Origin of the sequence: Chelatococcus reniformis (assembly GCF_014640075.1) — a bacterium.
GTDB lineage: Bacteria > Pseudomonadota > Alphaproteobacteria > Rhizobiales > Beijerinckiaceae > Camelimonas > Camelimonas reniformis.
This window is the reverse complement of sequence record NZ_BMGG01000008.1, coordinates 353,352-367,973: the sequence shown is the minus strand read 5'-3', so window position 1 is coordinate 367,973 and position 14,622 is coordinate 353,352. Positions and strand designations below refer to the sequence as shown.

General features: G+C 61.8%; 8 protein-coding genes and 1 pseudogene. 5 read left to right on the top strand and 4 right to left on the bottom strand.

What is annotated here, in order from left to right; genetic code table 11:
* Nucleotides 1-229: 229 nt before the first annotated feature.
* From IEW34_RS22390 to IEW34_RS22375, 4 genes are all read right to left on the bottom strand, one after another.
* Nucleotides 230-1,807 (bottom strand): class I adenylate-forming enzyme family protein, encoded by a 1,578-nt coding sequence (locus tag IEW34_RS22390; RefSeq protein ID WP_188611428.1) that lies wholly within the window; start codon nucleotides 1,805-1,807, stop codon nucleotides 230-232.
* A gap of 443 nt (nucleotides 1,808-2,250) precedes the next feature.
* A complete protein-coding gene (locus IEW34_RS22385; protein WP_188611427.1) occupies nucleotides 2,251-3,042 on the bottom strand; it encodes an SDR family NAD(P)-dependent oxidoreductase in 792 nt (263 codons plus the stop codon).
* Nucleotides 3,043-3,055: 13 nt separating this feature from the next.
* The gene (locus IEW34_RS22380) at nucleotides 3,056-4,018 is read right to left on the bottom strand and encodes a cyclase family protein (protein ID WP_188611426.1); all 963 of its coding nucleotides are present in this window, start codon (nucleotides 4,016-4,018) and stop codon (nucleotides 3,056-3,058) included.
* A gap of 60 nt (nucleotides 4,019-4,078) precedes the next feature.
* Nucleotides 4,079-5,611, bottom strand: coding sequence for an MFS transporter (locus tag IEW34_RS22375; RefSeq protein WP_244642141.1), 1,533 nt, complete (start codon nucleotides 5,609-5,611; stop codon nucleotides 4,079-4,081).
* A 533-nt stretch (nucleotides 5,612-6,144) separates the two neighbouring features.
* Between IEW34_RS22375 and IEW34_RS22370 the strand changes: the two genes are divergently transcribed.
* The 5 genes and pseudogenes from IEW34_RS22370 to IEW34_RS22350 all read left to right on the top strand — a co-directional run bounded on the left by IEW34_RS22370 (nucleotide 6,145) and on the right by IEW34_RS22350 (nucleotide 14,237).
* The gene (locus IEW34_RS22370) at nucleotides 6,145-7,077 is read left to right on the top strand and encodes a LysR family transcriptional regulator (RefSeq protein WP_188611425.1); all 933 of its coding nucleotides are present in this window, start codon (nucleotides 6,145-6,147) and stop codon (nucleotides 7,075-7,077) included.
* A gap of 250 nt (nucleotides 7,078-7,327) precedes the next feature.
* Nucleotides 7,328-9,251: pseudogene (locus IEW34_RS22365) on the top strand (FAD-binding monooxygenase).
* Between the two features lie 382 nt (nucleotides 9,252-9,633).
* Complete coding sequence (locus tag IEW34_RS22360; protein WP_188611424.1) at nucleotides 9,634-10,644, top strand: AAA family ATPase; 1,011 nt, start codon at nucleotides 9,634-9,636, stop codon at nucleotides 10,642-10,644.
* 53 nt (nucleotides 10,645-10,697) lie between these two features.
* Nucleotides 10,698-13,244 (top strand): S8 family peptidase, encoded by a 2,547-nt coding sequence (locus tag IEW34_RS22355; RefSeq protein WP_188611423.1) that lies wholly within the window; start codon nucleotides 10,698-10,700, stop codon nucleotides 13,242-13,244.
* Nucleotides 13,245-13,247: 3 nt separating this feature from the next.
* Nucleotides 13,248-14,237: a hypothetical protein gene (locus tag IEW34_RS22350; protein WP_188611422.1), complete on the top strand. Its 990-nt coding sequence runs from the start codon at nucleotides 13,248-13,250 to the stop codon at nucleotides 14,235-14,237.
* Nucleotides 14,238-14,622 lie beyond the last annotated feature (385 nt).

Sequence of the window (14,622 nt, the reverse complement as noted above, 5' to 3'; positions counted from 1 at the left end):
ATGCAGTGGCGAGCGGATGATCGACCGCCCTTGAGGGCCACCAAGCCTGCGGGAAAGCGTGGGACTTCGCTCGTCAGTTGGTTGGAAGATGAAATCGGAGGGACGCTGGCGGCGCCGCTGGCCTACAGCACCATACTCCAGCACGTTCAAGGTCGGAGCGCGCGGTAGTTGCGGAGGATCGCTGCTCGGATGTGCCGAGATGCCGCGGCTCCGCGTTCCCTGATGCACCTCAATCCGCGATCAGGGCCCGTAACTCGCTCTTGATCACCTTGCCGTTGGCATTGCGGGGCAGGGGCTCCTTGAGGAAGGTCACGCTGTCCGGCACTTTGTAGTCGGAGAGCCGCTCGCTACAGAACTGCTTGATCGCAGTTTCGTTGCCGAGCGTCCGCTCACCGTAGAGGAAGGCGTGAACGCGCTCGCCGAGCACTGGGTCGGGTTTGCCCACGACGGCGCTCTCGACGAGCCCCGGTATCTGAGCGAGCGTGCTTTCAACCTCGATGCAATAGACCTTGAAGCCCGCGCGGTTGATCATGTCTTTCTTCCGGTCGAAGACATACACAAAGCCTTCCGCATCTTTGGATCCGATATCACCCGACACCCAATATCCCATGGCGAAGCCGGCCTTCGCTCCGGCGGGATTGTCCCAGTAACTTGGCACCACGACTGCTCCGCCGATCAAGAGCTCACCGCTCTGACCCGGAGGAACTTCCCTTCCTTCGTCGTCGACTACTATAATGTCGGCACACGGCAGAACCTTGCCGACAGAATTCGGCGCCTTGTTGATGTCTCCAAGCGGCATCATCGTCACCGGAGAGCTGGTCTCGGTCGAGCCGTACACGTTGCACAGAATCAGATTGGGCACTGCGTTGGCCAGCCTTTCGATCGTCGCCCGGGGCATCGGAGCTCCTCCGAAACCAGCAACCCGCCAGGCCGATAAATCAAAGGTCGTGAAGTCCGGATCCAGAAGTAGAAGATTGTAGATCGCTGGCACGGCAATGGTAAAATTAATCTTCTCCTGTGAGGCTAGTTCGATGAATTGTCGAGCCTTGAAATCCCTCTGAATCACAGTTGTTCCCGCCACCCGGATCGCGGTCAGGATGATTCCGACTAGCCCGGTCACATGCGAGGCCGGCACCGCCAGCAAGGCGGTCGCGCCGTCGGCCAGTTCGAAGCCGCCTTGATAATGCAACAGCGAATGGATTGTGCTGACGTGGGTCAGCATGGCGCCTTTCGGCTTGCCCGTGGTGCCGGACGTATAGAGCAGGCAGAACGTGTCTTCTTCGGTAACGCCAGGGAAAGGTGCCGGCTCGCTGTCCGCGTACAGGCTTGTGAAGGATTTGCCCCGCCCCTCGCCCACAGCATAGATATGTCGGAGAGTAGGAACGGTTTCCCGGGTCGGTACATTTGCCTCGTACTCGGCATCGTATATTATGCCCGAAGTCCCACATTGCTTGAGTACGAACTCTACCTCAGGGAGTTTCTGGCGTATGTTCATCGGCACGGAGATCAGCCCGGCCCGCGTTGCCGCCAGCATGGCATAGACGAACTCCACGCCGTTTCCGAGAAGCAGTGCCAGCCGATCGCCTTTCTTCAAGCCTGCATGCACCAGGTTTCGCGCGATGCGCTCGACCTTTGCGTCGAGTTCGCGGTAGGTGACGCGGAGGTCGCCACAGACGAGGGCTACCCTGTCCGGCGCCCTCTGCGCCGCGCTGACAAATACGTCGTTCATATTGGCCGGGCGGTCGCTGAAGCAGCGTACGATCCGTTCTCCGTACCGAGTCTCACGACGTGTAGCCGGAAACAGCATTGCATTCTCCTACAATGACTATGCGCAACCGTCTCGCCGGCGGCTGCTTCAACCTTGTGGGGGTGTGACGTCTACGCGCCCATCGCCTGCCTCAATGTCAGCGCCATCCAGGCATCGGCACTCGGTAGGGCAAGAAGAAGCTCTATCGTTCAATGCTCCTTGCGCGTAATGGGCGGCAGCACGTCCACACTCTTTACCTCGCGTACAGTCCAATGCTCGCTGTCGCAACCGCAGAACACGAGCGCGTGCCTAAGACTTCAGACCGCGCCAGATCGAACCGGAGCGCACCGCAGACTTGTGCCGCAGATCAAAGATGACGGCCCGCCTCGACGAGCGTTTTGCCGCAGCTTGTTCCGACATGCCGGTTGAATCTGATCCGGCTGCGCTGCCTTCAGAACCACAAGTCGCCAAATCGCATAGCTTCGCGCTTGCTCCGATTGAACTTATTTGGAGACGCGGGCCGGGCGGCCGAGTACGAAGCCGGCGTCGACTGTCAGGAATTGCCCAGTCATCTTCAAGGCGTCGGCTACCAGAAAGGTCACGGCATCGGCGATGTCCTCGGCGGAGCAGACATCGTCCAATGCCGACATGCTGGCGAAGTTGCGCTTCACCGTTTCGAAGGTCTCTACGCCGAGGCCATCAGGCAACCACCGGGTGTCGATGAGCCCCGGAAGGACACAATTGACCCGCACTTCTGGCGAGAGCAGGCGGGCGAGCGTCAAGGTGAGCGTGTTGAGGGCGCCTTTCGACGCCACATAGGCAATGGAGCTACCGTTACCGTTCGTGCCAGCAATCGAGGAGATGTTGACGATCGCGCCGCTACCGCTCTGCTTAAGATAGGGGGCGGCGGCGCGAACCATCTGATATGTGCCAATGACATTGACACCGTAAACGCGCTGGAAGTCCTCGGCATTCTGTTTGCCCAACTCGTGGATCGGGACGAACTGGGTCGCGCCGGCGCTGTTCACGACGGCGTCGAGCCGTCCGAACCGCTCGACCGTCGCTTCAACTATGCGGCAGCAATCGGCATTCTCGGCCACGTTGCCCTGAAGCGCGATCGCGTCCGCGCCGTGCCCGGCGGCGACGCCGGCTGTTGCCTCCGCTTCCGCGCGGCTGCGACTGTAGTTCACTACGGCATTGTACCCACGCTTGGCGAGCTGGATGACAGCGGCGGCGCCGACGCCCGTCCCGCCGCCGGTCACGAGCACGACCGGCCTTTCGCTTGTCTTGGGCATCTCTTTCTCCGCGTTACTTGATCGCCTGAGGATTGATTGGCGAGCCGGTACCACCCGTGATGATGAGGGGGGGCGCGCAGAAGAAGAACTCGTAGACGCCATCCTCTGCACAATCGGTCGCTAGCGCCGAGAGATCGAACATCTCGCCCATGGTCAGGCCCATGGCTGGAATCACGACCTGGTGCCAGGGCTGGGCGGTTTCGGTCGTGCCGTTCGGGCGAACCTCGGCTCCCCAGGTGTCGGTGCAGATCGCTGCGATGTCTTTCCTGTGACACCAGTAGCAATTCTCGAAGGCCACGCCGGGCGCGTCGCCACCGGCATAGGTGCCCCAGTCGCCCTCCTTACGGACGCGCTCCATATGGCCAGTGCGGACCATCACAAAATCGCCCTTGCGGACCTCAACGCCCTGCATTTCCGCCGTCGCATCGAGATCGGCATTGTTGATCGCATAGCCGTTGTCGAGCGAGTCGACACCCTTGTAACGGGCGACGTCGAGCAGCACACCGCGACCGATCATCTTGTTGCGCGTATGCTCGATGCCGTTCCTATGTACGCCCTGCGAATCGACGAGTGCGGCCGAGTAACCGTTGTACATCGTATCACCGTAGAAGACGTGACCGAGGGCGTCCCAGTGTGTGGCACACTGGATCGGCATATTGATCGCATCATCGGCGTATCGGATTTTCGGCTTCTCGTCGTAGCGACCGGCGAGACCGTCGGTGCCGGTCGCAAGCATAGTGTGGATTGGATTCCAACGAGGCGGCCCGTCGAAAGTGCCCTTTTGCGGTCCATTCTTGTCGAGGGGCAGGCCCATAGCGAAGGCCTTGCCCTTGCGGACGAGCCTAGCGGCCGCGACGATATCGTCGGGCGAGACTAGGTTGAGCGTGCCGATCTCGTCGCTGTCGCCCCAGCGTTTCCAATTCGAGAGCTTCTCAGTCGCCTCGTCGATGGCGGCGATGCTTGGGTTGATGGTCATGCCTCTACTCCGTTCTATTGGCGGGGTTGGTGTCTGCCGTCGATGAGCCGGGGAAGCGGCTCACTGCCGTTGTGTCGCTCGGGCGGTGCCGCCATGGCCCTCGCCAGACCCGCCGACACCGACGGGGTCGGTGCCTTCGTGGCGGCCGAGGCGATGTTCAATCGCCTCGATCGATTGGCCCTTTGTCTCGATGCCGATCAGCAGGAAGGCCAAGCCGGCCAGCGCATACCAGCTGGCAAAGTACGAGAACGCTGTCAGGAGCGAGACGTTGGACGCGCTGGGCGTCACCGACGCCCCGACGACGAGAGCCAATCCAAGCGGACCAACGATCTTGCCGAGGCCGCCGAATCCGTAGGCCGAACCCATACCCGTGGTGCGGAGGGAGGAGGGCCAAACCTCTGCAGAGTAGGGCCCGACAATGGCGAACAGCCCCTCGCCGAAGAAATAGGCCCCCATCAGGATCAGCAGAAATACGCCGGTGCTTCCCGCCACGGTATCTCCGGCGAGCGCCGCCGCCAGCAACGTGACCACGGCCGCCGCGCTGCATATCGTGCCTGCCATGCGCCTGCCGATACGCTCGGACAAGATCGAAAGAGCAATGCGACCCGCGAGTGCAGCCAACATGACAAAGATCATGTAGAAGGCGGCCTGATCTGGCCTGACGTTTAGAAACTTCACGATCAGGGTGGGCGACCACAATGCCAGCCCATAATAACCGGTTTGGCCACCAAGATTGGTGATCCACGAGAGCGCGAGGCTTCTTGGATATCGAAGCAGGTCGGCGAACCTGGCGTGAGCTCCGGCTGCGACGATATCGGATGTAAGCGGAAGCCGCGTCGGCTCGACCTGCAGAGCCCAGGCGACCGACTCTCGCGCTTTCCAAGGCTCCCCTTGCTTAAGCAGCCAACGAGGCGATTCGGGGATCCAACTGCGGATGAGGAGAGTAACCAGGCTAAGTATGACGCAAACGCCCATCAGCCCGCGCCAGCCGATCATCGGTGCGACGAATGCGACAAGTCCGGCGCCGATGAGAAAGCCCACCGGGACGCCCGCAGTGACGAGGCCGGCGATAATTCCACGCTTACGGGCAGGCATGAACTCCTGCACCATCGGCAGGTCGACACAATACAAGCCGCCCGCCCCAAAGCCGATCAAGAATCTGAACGCCGTGAGGTATAACAAACCCGCGTCTTTTTCGTCCGGCGTGAAGATGAGGGCACCTGTGCTGATGGTGAATATGCCAATGGTCAGCAGGAAGACTTTTCGCCGCCCAATGCGGTCGGCTAGCCATCCAAAGTAGACGGCGCCGAGCATCGCCCCAATGCCCGAGGACAGCAGCACGACCGATGATTCGCCGAACGTCAGCTTCCAGGGTCCCACGACGAAGGTCAGGATGAAGCCAATTAAAAAATAGTCGAGAAACTCGAGCATGATGCCAAATGCGGCGGCCGAAACGAGCTTCCATTGATTTGCTGTGAGATGCGAGCTCTCATCGAGTTTTTCCAGCATTAATACCTCCCAGCCGCTCCAAAAATGTTGTGTATTGACTTTCCATTCTATCGTGGACTTGGCGTTCGTAGTGAGATCCGTCATCTAGATTGATATCGCAGCGGGGTGTCCGCCTCCCGCTCGATCCAAGGATTGGTGACCCATCAAACAGGCAATAGACGGTTTCCGGCACCAAGAGAAACGGATAATCTAGAAATAGACAATCAGCATCGTGATAAAGAAGATCGACAGCACCGGGATGTGCGGCCCTGCTACTTACTCTGCATGAAGGACTGCGGACGGGCTTGGGTTTGCCGGAAAGCCACATCTATCGTGTGCCTAACGGGGAAACGGAGTTAGTTATCGGCGCGCGTCGCTCCCCGGCCGCACTCTTTCTGTCGTGCCTTGCCGTCATGGGTCGCACGCACGCACGCGATCGGTCGATGTTCCGCCGACGGTCACACCGGCGAGGAAGCCGTCCACGAGTTCCTCCCTTCTTGAGTGGGGTGACGGTATGCGGCTGCCAGCCATTCCGCCAGGAGCGTAAATCGTATTTCATCCATAGCGCTGGAGCTATATCTTGAGGGGGCCTCTGCTAGAATGCCGGTCCGCTCGCAGCGGTTCACGGGAGGCGCGAATTGGAGGGGCCGGTCAATCTGCGTTCCTGGCGCCATTTTCTGCTGATTGCCGAGGCCGGAAGCTTCACCCGTGCAGCGTTGCAGCTACGCGTCGCCCAGCCCGTCCTCAGTCGTGAGATGGCCGAACTCGAGCGGCAGCTCGGCGCCAGGCTGTTCCACCGTCATGCCCGAGGTGTGAGGTTATCGGCGGCGGGGGACCGGTTCCGTCTGCGGGCACAGGATATCCTCAAGTCGATCGATGAGGTGCCGCACGAGCTCGCCGACGCTCGCAGCGAGCCGGTTGGCACACTCGCGGTCGGCATGCCGCCTTCCATGGGCGGCTACATCACTAGCGAAGCGATCAAGGTCTATCGCGCGCGCTACCCCGCCGTTCGCCTGAACGTATCGATCTTGCCGGGCGAGGAATGCTACGAGCGGCTCGTCGAGCGCTATCTCGACATTGGCGTCATCGCCAGCCGCCGAGGCCAGCGCGGCCTCGACACGACTCCGCTGCTCGCGGACGATGTCGGGTTGTTCGGTGCGCACCAATTGCTTGAAGGCGTTCCCGACAGCGTGTCCATCAAAGAGCTTGCCGAGCTTCCGCTCATGCTCGCACCCGCCCCAACGTTCGTCCACGACCTGTTGAGCGCGGAGTTCATGCGGGAAGGCATGCGGCTGAAAACTGCCGTCGAGGCCAATCTCTGGGCCGTCACCGAGCTCGTACGGGGGGGCGTGGGGCTCAGCATCTTCTCCGAGTGCGCAAAGGGAACCTTCGATCCGGGCAGCGTTCGCTTCATCCGGGTCCTTGGTCCGGCAATCCTATGGTCGATCGCAACACTCTCCTATCGGCCGGTCACGCCTGCGGCCACGGCGTTCGCCGGGGTGCTGCGCGCGATCGTCGATCAGAAATCCCCGCAGGCGACCTGGGCACCAGCGCGGGATGCGCAGTCCTGAGCACGGGCCAGATGATCTCCCGCGCAGTCATCGGCAACTTGACCGATGCGGATCGCGGAGGGCTCGAGCTGTCGTTCCGCGTGCCGCGTCCAGCCTTCTCCTCCCAACGAGGTGAGCGGTCGGGCAGTCAGCGCCCTTCCATGGACGCAAGACGTGCGAACCAGCAAGCTGGTTCCCCACCGGGATGATGACGGCGCCGCCGCAACGGGCCATGCTCCCGGCAACGGGGCATGCATTCGGGGAGGCGCCCATGCAGTTTCATCTCGACGGCTTCCGGCCCGGCGACCCGCATGTGGCCGCGCCCGCGCCCGGCGCCATGCAGCCGGGGGAGGCGCTGCCCACCGAAGTCGACGTGCTGATCGTCGGCTGCGGCCCCGCGGGCCTGACGCTCGCCGCCCAGCTCGCGGCCTTCCCCGACATCACCACCCCGCATCGTCGAACAGAAGAGCGGCCCGCTGCGCCTCGGCCAGGCCGACGGGGTCGCCTGCCGCACCATGGAGATGTTCGAGGCCTTCGGCTTCAGCGAGCGGGTGCTGAACGAGGCTTATTTCGTCAACGAGACCTCCTTCTGGCAGCCGGACGAGGCGACGCCCGAGCACATCACGCGCGGCGGCAAGGTGCAGGACACCGAGGACGGGCTCTCGGAATTCCCCCACGTCATCCTCAACCAGGCGCGGGTGCACGACTTCTACCTCGACGTGATGCGCAACGCGCCGACCCGGCTGGTGCCGCACTACGGCCACCGCGTGCTCGACCTCACGGTGGCGGCGCCCGAGGCCGGCGGCGCCGCGGCGAGCCATCCCGTGACGGTGCGGCTCGAACGGCCGGACGGCGCCGGCCACCTCGCGATGGAGACGGTGCGGGCCCGCTACGTCGTGGGCTGCGACGGCGCCCGCAGCGCCGTGCGCGCGGCGCTGGGTCACCCCCTGCACGGCGATTCCGCCAACCAGGCCTGGGGCGTGATGGACGTGCTCGCCGTCACCGACTTTCCCGACATTCGCCTCAAGGCCGCGATCCATTCGGCGGGCGACGGGAGCATGCTCGTCATCCCGCGCGAGGGCGGCTATCTCGTGCGGCTCTATATCGAGCTCGACAGGCTCGAGGCCGGCGAGCGCATCGCCGCGCGCGCCATCACCGTCGAGGGGCTGATCGCGACGGCCCAGCGCATCATCCGGCCCTATGCGCTGGAGGTGAAGGAGGTGGCGTGGTGGTCGGTCTACGAGATCGGCCAGCGGCTGTGCCCGCGCTTCGACGACAGGGCGGAGGAGGGAGGCGCGCCGCGGGTGTTCATTGCGGGCGATGCCTGCCACACCCACAGCCCCAAGGCCGGCCAGGGCATGAACGTTTCCATGCAGGATGCCTTCAACCTGGGCTGGAAGCTCGCCGCCGTGCTGCGCGGTCAGAGCGCCCCCGGCCTGCTCGCCACCTATTCGGCCGAGCGCCGCGCCATCGCCCAGGAACTCATCGACTTCGACCGCGCCTTCGCCCGGATGTTCAGCGCCGCCCCCAAGCGCCGCGGCGCGGCCGGCGGCGACGGCATCGATCCCGCCGAGTTCCAGAGCTACTTCGTGAGGCAGGCCCGCTTCACCGCCGGCACGGCGACCTGCTACGTGCCGTCGGCGATCACCGCGACGCCGCGCCACCAGCACCTCGCCCCGGGCTTCCCCATCGGCATGCGCTTCCACTCCGCCCCGGTGATCCGCCTCGCCGACGCCCGGCCCATGCAGCTCGGCCACACCGTGAAGGCCGACGGCCGCTGGCGCCTCTTCCTCTTCGCCGACGACAAGGACCCGGCCGATCCCGCCTGCTGCGTGCGGGCGCTCTGCGCCTTCCTCGCTGACGCCGCGGACTCGCCCCTGCGCCGCCACACCCCCGCCGGCGCCGACAGCGACGCCGTCATCGACGTGCGCGCCGTCTACCAGCGCGGCCACCGCGACATCCCCTTGAGCGCGCTGCCGCCGCTGCTGTTGCCGCGCAAGGGCCGCCATGGATTGATCGATTACGAGAAGGCGTTCTGCGCGGATGCCGCGGCCGGCGACATCTTCGCCATGCGGGCTATTGATCGGGCGGCGGGCTGTGTCGTGATCGTGCGGCCGGACCAGTATGTGGCGGATGTGCTGCCGTTGGGCGCGCGAGGGGAGGTGGCGGGGTTTTTTGCGAGGGTGATGGGGTGAGGGAGGCCTGGGCGTGGGGCGGCTTTTGACCCTTAGCGGCCTTTGGGAACGTCCGCTTCGGGGTGTGCTGACGGCCCAGCGAGAGTGACGCAATGCTAGCAGACTTCAGCGCACGTTCGAACCACATAGTTGCAGTTCGAATCCCGTCCGGCGGGCCGAGAGCGATGAAACGGAGAACTACGTCTACGCTATAGCCCTCTAAAATAGGATAGCTCGGACGAGCCGGGCGTCCACGAGCGTTGCGCGGGGAAGACGGGGTTCGATCAGGAAATCGATGGCATTTCGGAGGCTGCTCAGCTAGTGTCCAGATGGCAGAATTTATCCAAATGTGCTCAACACATTCGACAGCGCAGCGAGGCCGAATCGGAAAAAGGAGGCGAGCATGTCCACTAAGCATATTCTCGCACTCCTGAATTCGCACATCGACGGGGACGAAGACCAGCTCCTGTCGATCGCCTTGCAGATCGCAGCGCAAGAAGCTCGGCAGGGGCGCTCCGACGACGCAGAGAAGCTCAAGCGGCTCGTCCAAAAGGCCAGAGACCAGCGCCGACTTGGCAAACCAGCCGGCGGTCAGACGCCCATTCCACTTGCCCGTCCACGCGGCGAGTTGCAGGGGCTTGTCGAAAGCTCCTACCCAAAGGTCAAGCTGTCGAGCATGGTGCTGTCCGACGACATCGCCAAACGCCTTGTGCGTATTGTTCGTCAGCAGCAGGAGCGCGTGACCCTGCGCGAACATGGACAGACGCCTGCGACCCATATGCTGCTCGTCGGCCCACCCGGAACCGGCAAGACCATGACGGCCTCGGCGCTGGCTGGCGAACTGCATCTTCCGCTCTTCACGGTGCGCCTAGAGGCCCTATTCAGCCGCTTCCTTGGGGAGACCGCTGGCAAACTCCGTCTTCTCTTTGACCAGATAGCCCAAACGCGCGGCGTTTACCTACTCGACGAGTTCGACGCGATCGGCGCTCGCCGGGGCGATCCCAATGATGTCGGCGAGATACGTCGCGTGCTGAACTCTGTCTTGGCTTTCATGGAGGAACCCAACTCCACCGATAGCCTCGTTTTGGCGGCGACGAACCATGTTGAAATCCTCGATGAGGCTCTGGCTCGCCGCTTTGACGAAGTGATCGAATACAAGCTGCCCGACACAGCATCCGCCCGCGCGATCATCGAGCGGCGGTTGGGAAAGTTCAAGTTCACAACCAAGTCTTGGCTTGAGCTTGAAAAGGCTCTCGAAGGTCTGAGTCAGGGAGAGTTGGTGCGGGCCGCTGATGCTGTCGTCAAGGACGCTATCCTTGAGGGAGCGTCGAAGGTTTCACCGGAAGCATTACGCGATGCATTGGAGAATCGCCAATCGCTCAAAGGCAAGTTTCGTCGTTCGCCCAGCCGTTAGGCAGGCTCCGCCGACCGGATCGAATGGAATACGAATGAATCAAGCAGGGTCATATGGCGGAGCGAGAAAACTACGACGAAAGAAGCCGTCCCCACATCAAAATCGACGTTTTCCGTGAAGAAGCGGCCTACACATTCCCTTCACGCGACCAGCAGCGAAAGCCGCTGCGCAACGACTATGCCGCTCATGCTGAGTATCTAGTCGATCAACTGGCGCAGGCGCTTGGCGCTCAGCCGGCCGTCGGCGCTGATCCACGGTTGCCTATTCAAGGGTTGAAACGCGGCACAATCGTCGAGGTCGAGACGGTGCCACCGGCAGAGGGCTCACGCACCAAGGCCGTGAAGGTGCCGACCAATCTTGAATTTCCCACGCAAGATGTCGTCGTCCTGCGCTCCAAAAGAAACGATGACCGCACGGAGAGCGCGCTTCTCTTCGTGCCGGATGATGCGCGCGACTTCCTGCGTGCGCGGATCGAAAATTATGGCCGCGATCCAGGGAACCAACGCAGGCCGGATGCCGACCGTTTTGAGGCGATCGAGGAAGTGCACGCCATTGATACGACTGCGCTCTTCACCGGCGACGTGGACTTGGCCGCGCCGGCTGTCGTGTGGTGGGAGCTATGGGTGCGCCAGCCGGTCGCGCTCGCGGATCGTGTCGCTGTCGCCGCGCAGAACGCAAATATCGACTTTCACGCGGATCGTTTGCTCTTTCCCGATACCACGGTGATCTTCCTGCATGCCGCCGCCGGGAGTGTTGCTGCTTTCGCAGCGCGCATTCCCGGTGCCGTCATGGAAATTCGTCGAGCGACCGGCACGATCGAGATTTTTCTTGATGGTGGCGGCGGTTTGGACCAGCAGGATTGGGTGGGCGAGTTGGCGGCGCGTGTCGGAGTTCCGCCCGAGAAGGCTCCGGTCGTTTGCACTCTCGATACCGGTGTAGCCGCCGCCCATCCTCTGATTGCCCCTGGCCTTCGCGGTGCCTGGGCCTACGACGCGGCATGGGGCGCGGATGACCATCACCCCAATGGCGGTCATGGAACGCCCCTGGCTGGTCTCGTCCTCTATGGTGATCTCGAACCGCTGATGAACGGAGCCCAACCCGTTCAACTGACCCATGGCGTCGAATCCATGAAACTCCTGCCGCCGCAAGGTTTCCCGCCCACTAAACCGCCGAGCTATGGCGTTGTCACGCAGGGCGCTGTCAGCATGGTAGAGATCGAACAGTCGGATGTTCTGCGCAGCTTTTGTCTCGCAATCTCGACCACCGATTTCCCGCCAAGCCGGCCATCGACCTGGAGCGGAGCCCTCGATCAGATTGCCGCCGGCGCCATGCCCGGTGAAGTGGCAGAAGGAACACCAGCATCGGAGCGGCCGAAGCGCCTGATGGTCGTTGCGACCGGAAACGTGTTGGAGGGCATGACAGTGGACGTGCTGCCATCCCAACCACTGGAAGACCCATCCCAAAGTTGGAACGCCCTGACTGTCGGCGGCATCACCGGCAAGGAGCAATCTCCGGCACCGCCGCCCGCTTTCAGCCCCGTCGTTCCGGCGAATCATCGCAGCCCATTCAGCCGGGGATCGCAGTCGCTTCCGGACGACCTGACGCCGATCAAGCCGGAAGTCCTGTTCGAGGCCGGGAACATGCTCTCGGACGCTACCGGCTTTTGCGATTGGCATCCTGCCGTCTCGCTTCTAGCGCCGGGCTCGGATGTCGTGGCGGAACCTTTGGTGCCGTTCTGGGCAACCAGCGCGGCTGTCGGCATGGCCGGTAACTTCGTTGGGCGGCTGCAAACCTCGCTATCCGATCTCTGGCCGGAGACACATCGCGCGCTCACAGTTGATTCCGCCCGCTGGCCGGAGCCTATCCGCAAGCAATTTATTGGACGCGGCGCCCATTGGAAGACGGGGAAAAACGCCACCAAAGCGAAGGTGCAGGAAATGCTTCGCGAGGTCGGCTACGGCGTGCCGGACATTACTCGGGCGATCATGTCCGCGCGAAACGACGCTACCATGATCGCGCAAGCGGAGATTCAGCCCTATGCGATCGGCGCGGCGGGCGCTGGCGTGTTCAACGAGATGCACTTCTACGATCTGCCTTGGCCCAAGACAGCATTGGAGCAACTCGAAAACGAAATCGTCACGATGAAAGTGACGCTTTCCTACTTCGTCGAACCGAACCTTACCGGCAAGGCCGCCACACGCCCGGACACTTATCGGTCCTTCGGGCTCCGCTTCGATATGAAGAAGCGCGACGAAACAGATGCGCATTTCCGCAGCCGTATTTCTGCTAGCCAGGAGAAGGATGGCACCGAAGCCGAAGGTGAACAGAGCTATTGGCTGCTCGGCCCTAAAGCAGTGCAGGCCGGATCGCTGCATTGTGACCTTTGGCGTGGCTATGCGGCCGACCTCGCCTCGCATGACGCGATCGCGGTCTATCCCGTTGGAGGTTGGTGGAAGTCCCATACAGGGCAAAAACGCATGACGGATAGGGCACGCTATGCATTGATCATATCAATCTCTGCACCTGGGCAAAACGTTGACCTCTATTCAGAGATCACGGCCCTTGTCGAGGCGAAGGAGATTGAAGTGCTGATCGGCTGAGCTATGGCGAATACAACGGCGTGCAAATTCCTTGAAAGCCTGCAACGGTTCGACTTGGCAATGCTCTTGAAGCATTGCCAAGCAACCTTAGCCGAGTCCGAAGTTGATAATGGCTTTTTCACCGATCTGGTCGACGAGGCAATCGTTGATGCGCCGATGCCTATCGGCGAAGCGTTGAACAAGCTACCTCCGCAAGACCGCAAGCGTATCGCTGAGGCCATTGCAAGTGCCTATCCGAAGAAGAGAGCGCCAGACGATATTGTTATCAGGGCGACCGATGCCACGATCGGAGGCGCTGCCGCACTGTTAGCCGAATTGCTGATCCATCGGGGCATGATGATTGATGTCGCGACTGGCGGTGCTCGCATTCAGGAAGTCGATGACTATTATCAGGCGCGCGAAATCCGTATCCGACAAGCCATCCCTGAAGGTGTCCGATATGAAAACCCTCATGACGACCTATGGGATTGGTATCGCCATTGGAGCGCAGACCTGCCGCAATATAAAGATCGGCGGTTCTATGTTCGTCAGCTATTTGGCCCTGCAATCGATGCAATTTCGAATCGATCGTCGTTGCCATCCGAGCCACGCGAACCAACCGGTTGGGAGCGCGTTGATCGCGCCCTGTCCAAGGCACGCACGCGACTTGAAACCACATCAGCCGAAGAGGACTGTCAAGCGATCGGCCTACTATGTCGCGAGATCATCATTTCGTTAGCACAGGCCGTTTTTAATCCCGCAATACACGAGTCATTGGATGGTATTCGGCCGAGCGAAACTGATGCCAATCGGATGCTCGAAGGATATATCGCCCACGTATTTCCCGGCGCGAGCAACAAGGAAGTCAGGGCACACGCACGCGCATCGCTGGCCTTGGCGCTAAACCTACAGCACCGCCGAACTGCAACCCAACAACTCGCCGCACTTTGCGTAGAAGCGACCGCATCGACCACCGCCGTTATATCGATCATAGCTCGTGCAAACGCGGATTGACGATAGCCGGATGCCACCGCGATCAATCATGACGACCTATGCCCCTGAGAGAAAGTCGTGCTGTAGAGTGCAATCGGCGGTTATTTTCGGTGGGCTATACCGCTGGTGAAGGATGCGAGAACCATTAATTTCATGGCCGCGTTCTTGTAAGGCTATCCGCTTGATTTTAAAATAAGAAATGGATCATTTAGTGCGGTGATCGGCGGTGTTCGGCGGGCGGGTGGGATTCGAACACATACGTCGAGGTATGTCGCATCTCTCTCAGATGAACCATAGAGATGTTGGCGCTTAGAGACTAGCCAGGCGCTATGAGACCAGAGACGTACGCGAAGCGCAGGTCTGCTCTCCGGCATGCACCCAACGTCCGCTCCCGGCGCATTTCGGA

What these genes read in the sequence shown, in the direction of transcription:
- IEW34_RS22375 (WP_244642141.1), bottom strand. Translation starts at nt 5,611, where the DNA reads ATGACGGATCTCACTACGAACGCCAAGTCCACGATAGAATGGAAAGTC.
- IEW34_RS22380 (WP_188611426.1), bottom strand. Translation starts at nt 4,018, where the DNA reads ATGACCATCAACCCAAGCATCGCCGCCATCGACGAGGCGACTGAGAAG.
- IEW34_RS22385 (WP_188611427.1), bottom strand. Translation starts at nt 3,042, where the DNA reads ATGCCCAAGACAAGCGAAAGGCCGGTCGTGCTCGTGACCGGCGGCGGG.
- IEW34_RS22360 (WP_188611424.1), top strand. Translation starts at nt 9,634, where the DNA reads ATGTCCACTAAGCATATTCTCGCACTCCTGAATTCGCACATCGACGGG.
- IEW34_RS22355 (WP_188611423.1), top strand. Translation starts at nt 10,698, where the DNA reads ATGGCGGAGCGAGAAAACTACGACGAAAGAAGCCGTCCCCACATCAAA.
- IEW34_RS22350 (WP_188611422.1), top strand. Translation starts at nt 13,248, where the DNA reads ATGGCGAATACAACGGCGTGCAAATTCCTTGAAAGCCTGCAACGGTTC.
- IEW34_RS22390 (WP_188611428.1), bottom strand. Translation starts at nt 1,807, where the DNA reads ATGCTGTTTCCGGCTACACGTCGTGAGACTCGGTACGGAGAACGGATC.